The following is a 4649-nucleotide window of genomic DNA, read 5'->3' on the forward strand; positions in this document are numbered from 1 at the left end:
TCGCGGACGTTGAACACGATGTAGGCGAGGTTGGAAATTTCGGCCATGGCGTTTCTCCCCAAGCTGGGCCGTTCGGCGTTGCCCCCTCTAAGGCAAGCGCCGTGCCAGGAAGATGAAGGCCACGATTTGTGCGATGCAGCAAATGCGAAAGAGCTTTCGGTACAAGAAGTCCTTGCCGATCGGCCCGGCCTTCTTGTGCAGGTGCACAAAAGCCATACCGCATCCAACCACGTTCAACTTTTCGAATTTTCAGCAGCAAGGTCATCGATAATTTTCATGTCTCCTGCCGGCGTCGAACGAACCAATCAGTCGATCTTCGTCTGAGATGGCCTCGGCGGCGCTCGCCACCTTCGAGAAGAAGTACACGGCCAAGTACGCCAAGGCGAACGCGGACGGCGGGCCGGTGCTCCTCAGGCGTCGGGCTGCTGCTCCTCGACGTCGGCCAGGAGGTCGGCCGGGCGCACGGCGAGCACGCCGGCCAGATCCTGCAGCACCAGCACGGTGGGATTGCGCACCCCGCGTTCGACGCCGCTCACATAAGTGCGGTCCAGCCCGGCGCGGTGCGCCAGCTCCTCCTGCGACAGGCCGGCCGCCTTGCGCAGCCGGCGAAGGTTGTGGGCCACCACCCTGCGCACGTCCATGCCGGCACACAGCCCTGTTGTGGACTATAGAGCCACGGACTATAGTCTACATCTCCGTCCCGACGCGCTTCCCACGGCAGGCACACCATGGCGTCCGATCCCGACCTTGACGACGACGACTGGCCGCACGACCCGGTGCTGCAACGCCGGCTGGCGCCCTCCATGCAGGGGATGCCCGAGCAGCTGCCGCTGCCCGCCATCCCCGCGCCCTACAACGCATCGCCGGAGGACGACGGCCGCTGGCCGTGCTGGCGGTATTTCCGCTGGCAACCGTTCGAACACCGGCCGATCCCGTGGACCGGAGCCCTCGCCGGCCGACGGCCGCGCGGTCTTGTGTGTGGCACGCCGTATTTCGCCGAAGCGCGGTTCGCGCAACGCGTCAAGGCCGAGCTGGCCGTGGCGTGGGAGGAGCACTGCCGGCGGCTGGACCGCTATCTCCTGGCCATGGCCGGGCAGGCGCCCGCGCGCCTGCGCGCCGAACGGACGGCGGCGGAGCCGACGCCTATCGAGGCGTGGATCGCCACCGGGCGCGCCGACCTCCCCGACGCGCCGCCGGTGCAGCGGCGCCATGCGCTCTCCTGGGAGCCGCACCCGCTGTTCGGCGTCAGCTACCGCTACGTGGCCGTTCCGCCCGGAGTGGAGCGTCTGACCGACGCCGCCCTGGAGCCGCCGGTGCGCCTGCGGTGCGAGCTGGAAGCGGTGCTGGACGGCCTGCCCGCCGGCTGGCGGGTGATGGCGGTGTACCCGCCCCGCGCCAGCGCCGCGCCGCCGATCAATGTGCTGCTGGCGGGGCCGCCCGCCTGGACGGCGAAGTGGCACGCCGTCCACGCCCGCATGCGGGACATCGCCGGCGCTGCCCTGCCCTGGGCGGACGCCGTGGCGTTCCACGCGGTGGTCTCCGGATGCGGTCCCGCCTTGCTCGACGCGGCGTCGATGACGCTGCTGATGCGCGCCGCCGCGGAGCTGGGCTACGATGCCGTTCACTGGGTGCAGAGGACCAGCGGCGCCGCCCGCACCGACGTGGCGCTGCTCACGCGCCGGGCCATGCGGCACGCGCCCGCCAGCGCGCCGCTGCCGCCGGACGAGGTGCCGGTGGCGGCGCTGAAGCAACTCGACCTGCTCACCGTCGTGGGCGCTTGACCAGAGCAGGGCGCCGGCGTTCCGGTGGCGGAGACGGTCAGCGCTCCCGCCCGGACGGCCCGCGTCCCCCCGGGCGGGAGCGCCGGCTGATCGCCCGCAGCCCGAGGTCGAGGTCGGCCGCGGGGAGCCCGGACCCGGGCAGCCGCGCGGTGCTGACCGTCGCGGCGCGGTCGCGCAGCTCGACGGCACGCTCCATCGCCGCAGCACCCGGGTTGTGCGTCTCGTCGGCATGCGCCAGCCCGACCATGTGGCGCACCACCTTGCGCACGTCGCGCAGGGCGGCCGCGTCGCGCTCAGCGGCGGCCTCGTCCAGCGCGCGCATCACCCGCCCCACGCGGTGATGGTCCGGCTCTCCGGGATCGCGCCGGACGGGCTCCGGCAGCCGGTCCAGAAGGGTCTTGAGCCGCGCCGGGTCGATCCGGATGCTCCGGCGCGCGGGGGCGAAGACCTCCGGCCGGTGCTTCAGCAGCCAGAAGGTCACCGGCGTGCCCGGCCGACGTCCGGCGGCGCGGCGGCGGGCGGCCTCCTCCACGCGCATCTGGTGCAGGCGCATCAGCGCGGTCACCGTGGCGTCCTCCCCCCGGGCGGTGACGAAAAGGCGCTCGCCGGCCAGCCAGTCCGCCAGGTCGCCGTACCCCGCCGGGCACTCGGCGCGGGTCCGCGGCGGCGTCGTCGGGTCGGGCTCGCCGCGCCGCCGGAGCACCAGCCCCTCGCCGTGGTGCGCCAGCCAGCACGGCGCATTTTTCCGAAGCAGCGCCGCCGTACGGTCGGGCCGCCGCCGCGGGTCGGGGCTGGGGAGCGTGCCGCCCCGCCCGAGCCGTCCCGGGGCCGGCCGGCTGCCGGGCACGATCTCGCCGAGGTGCCCCTGGCCCTCGACGAGCGCCTGCACCACCTCGGGCCGGTCGGCGTGGCGGGTGGCCTCGACGGCCACGCTCAGCCCGGCCACGGTGAGGGCGTCCGCCAGCGCCGCGCGCAGGTGATCGAGGAGCAGCGCGTGCTTGTCGAAGCGCAGGAACGCACCCGAGGCCGAGCGGCCGCGGACCAGCAGGTGGGCGTGCAGGTGCCCGCCGTCCTCCCGGTGGATGGCGGTCAGGCACTCGTGCCCCCAGGCGCCGACGGTGGAGACGACGAAGTCCCGCAAGCCGATCTCGAAGGCGGGCAGGTCGACGCGCCCGGCGGACGGGGCGGACAGGATGACGTGGTGGACCAGGATGCGCCCGTGGCGCTGCCGCTGGTCCAGCGCGTCGGCCGCCAGCCCGGCTTGCACGTCGCCCAGCAGCTGGCCGGCGAGCCGCCGGCCATTGCGCACGGTGCCGGCGTGGACGCCCGCCTCGCGCAGCAGCCGGCGTATAAGGGAGTCGTCTTCGCGCGCGCCACGCAGACGGTCCACCCACTCGGGGTGGTCGTGCGCGTGCTCCAGCAGGCGCGCGCGCGGCGACACGCGCTCCTCCTCCTCGAGGCGCCAGCCCTCGACCAGCTCGAGGCCGGCCCGGGCGGTCAGCTCGCAGCCGGTGCGGTCGAAGATGTCGTGCGGCTTGTCCTTCCGGCCGTCCGCATCGGCCCGGACGACGTAGCGCGCGAGGCGCCGGGCGGCGGCGCGCGTGCGCGCCGGAGCGGCGACCTTGACGATCACCGGGCGCGGACGCTGCCGCGGGGCCGCGCCGAGGGCGGCCCGCGCGCGGCGGACGATCGTGCGCCCCAGCCCCGGCAGCAGCCCCTCCTCGTCGAGGAGCCGTCCGGCGCGCCACTCGAGTTCATCGTCATCGCCGGCCATGTCAGCGCCATCCCAGGGCGGCGAGCTGAGTGCGGATCGCCGCCTCGGACGCCTGCAGGTCGCTGAGGACGCGCTCGTAGTCGGCCCGGAGCGGTGCGCTGACGGAGTAGCCGCGGGCGAACAGGTGCACGCCCCGGATCAGCTGGTTGAGGTTGGCGCCGGCCTTACTCAACTGATACGCGAGCTGTTGCAGCGCCTCGATATGCGTCTCCTCCACCCATGCGCTCCGGTGCCCGAGTGCGCGATCCTGCCGCAGCCACAGCACCGTCAACTTGTCGATATCCGGGCAGAGCGAGGGCGTGGCGGGCGGCAACGGTTTGCGGATTACCCCACCAGTGGCGCGCCGGCGACCTCGGCCCAGACCTGGAACGCCTGGGCGCGGGCGGCGCGATACTCGGTGACGGAGCGGTGGTCGCGGCGGAGATGGAACAGGTTGGCGATCGGGTCGTGGATGGCGAGGAAACGCTGGACTTGGGCGGGGTCTTTGAAGCGCTTTCTTTGCCGTTCGCGCCGACGGGTGGGTTGGTGGGAGTTCTCGGCCCGGTTGTTCAGCCCCTTGTGCTGGCGGTGCTCCACCCCCGGCATGATCGCTCGCTTGGCGGCGGCGTAGGACTTCAGCTTGTCGGTGATCAGCACGCGCGGCGCCCGGCCCTGCTTTTTCAGCAGCTTGCGCAGCAAACGCTTGGCCGCCTTGGCGTCGCGCCGGCTCTGGACCAGCACATCGAGAACGAAGCCGTCCTGATCGACCGCCCGCCAAAGGTATTGTTTGCGGCCGCCGATGGTCAGCACGACTTCATCAAGGTGCCATTTGTCACCTCGGCGGGACGCGCGTCGGCGCAGCCGGTTTGCAAACTCACGACCGAACTTCAGACCCCACTGGCGCACCGTCTCGTGGCTGACGGTGATGCCGCGCGCCGCCAGCATCTCCTCGACCATCCGCAGGCTGAGCGGAAAGCGGAAGTACAGCCAAACCGCCGTCGCGATGATCTCGGCGGGATAGCGGTAGCCGGCGTAGCGGGGATCGGGGTGCGTCGTCATGCCGTCCCATACCCCGCACGGCCCGCCCCGGCAAATGGGTGATCAACAAGTTGACG

6 protein-coding genes are annotated in these 4649 nt (G+C 72.4%); 2 read left to right on the forward strand and 4 right to left on the reverse strand.

The genetic code is table 11. The annotated features are described in order from the left end of the window. Nucleotides 1-45: 45 nt before the first annotated feature. Nucleotides 46-324 carry a hypothetical protein gene (locus VED21_RS08790; RefSeq protein WP_324881960.1) on the forward strand — a complete coding sequence of 93 codons (279 nt, stop codon included), beginning with the start codon at nt 46-48 and terminating at the stop codon, nt 322-324. Between the two features lie 86 nt (nt 325-410). Here VED21_RS08790 and VED21_RS08795 read toward each other — a convergent pair whose 3' ends face one another. After that, on the reverse strand, nt 411-641 hold the full coding sequence (locus VED21_RS08795; RefSeq protein ID WP_324881961.1) for a helix-turn-helix transcriptional regulator: 231 nt from the start codon (nt 639-641) through the stop codon (nt 411-413). 87 nt (nt 642-728) lie between these two features. Between VED21_RS08795 and VED21_RS08800 the strand changes: the two genes are divergently transcribed. Continuing rightward, nucleotides 729-1781 (forward strand): hypothetical protein, encoded by a 1053-nt coding sequence (locus tag VED21_RS08800; protein WP_324881962.1) that lies wholly within the window; start codon nt 729-731, stop codon nt 1779-1781. Nucleotides 1782-1818: 37 nt separating this feature from the next. On the opposite strand, the gene VED21_RS08805 is transcribed toward VED21_RS08800, so the two are convergent. The 3 genes from VED21_RS08805 to VED21_RS08815 are packed head-to-tail and all read right to left on the reverse strand — an operon-like array spanning nt 1819 to nt 4593. Then, on the reverse strand, nt 1819-3555 hold the full coding sequence (locus tag VED21_RS08805; RefSeq protein ID WP_324881963.1) for a hypothetical protein: 1737 nt from the start codon (nt 3553-3555) through the stop codon (nt 1819-1821). A 1-nt stretch (nt 3556) separates the two neighbouring features. After that, on the reverse strand, nt 3557-3826 hold the full coding sequence (locus tag VED21_RS08810) for a hypothetical protein (protein WP_324881964.1): 270 nt from the start codon (nt 3824-3826) through the stop codon (nt 3557-3559). A gap of 53 nt (nt 3827-3879) precedes the next feature. Further along, entirely contained in the window at nt 3880-4593 is a 714-nt protein-coding gene (locus VED21_RS08815) for an IS6 family transposase (RefSeq protein WP_324881965.1), read from the reverse strand. Between the last annotated feature and the right edge of the window lie 56 nt (nt 4594-4649).

The sequence above is a fragment of the Azospirillum sp. genome (genome assembly GCF_035627195.1).
Taxonomy (GTDB): Bacteria; Pseudomonadota; Alphaproteobacteria; order Azospirillales; family Azospirillaceae; genus Azospirillum.

What these genes read in the sequence shown, in the direction of transcription:
- VED21_RS08815 (WP_324881965.1), bottom strand. Translation starts at nt 4,593, where the DNA reads ATGACGACGCACCCCGATCCCCGCTACGCCGGCTACCGCTATCCCGCC.
- VED21_RS08805 (WP_324881963.1), bottom strand. Translation starts at nt 3,555, where the DNA reads ATGGCCGGCGATGACGATGAACTCGAGTGGCGCGCCGGACGGCTCCTC.
- VED21_RS08800 (WP_324881962.1), top strand. Translation starts at nt 729, where the DNA reads ATGGCGTCCGATCCCGACCTTGACGACGACGACTGGCCGCACGACCCG.
- VED21_RS08790 (WP_324881960.1), top strand. Translation starts at nt 46, where the DNA reads ATGGCGTTTCTCCCCAAGCTGGGCCGTTCGGCGTTGCCCCCTCTAAGG.
- VED21_RS08795 (WP_324881961.1), bottom strand. Translation starts at nt 641, where the DNA reads ATGGACGTGCGCAGGGTGGTGGCCCACAACCTTCGCCGGCTGCGCAAG.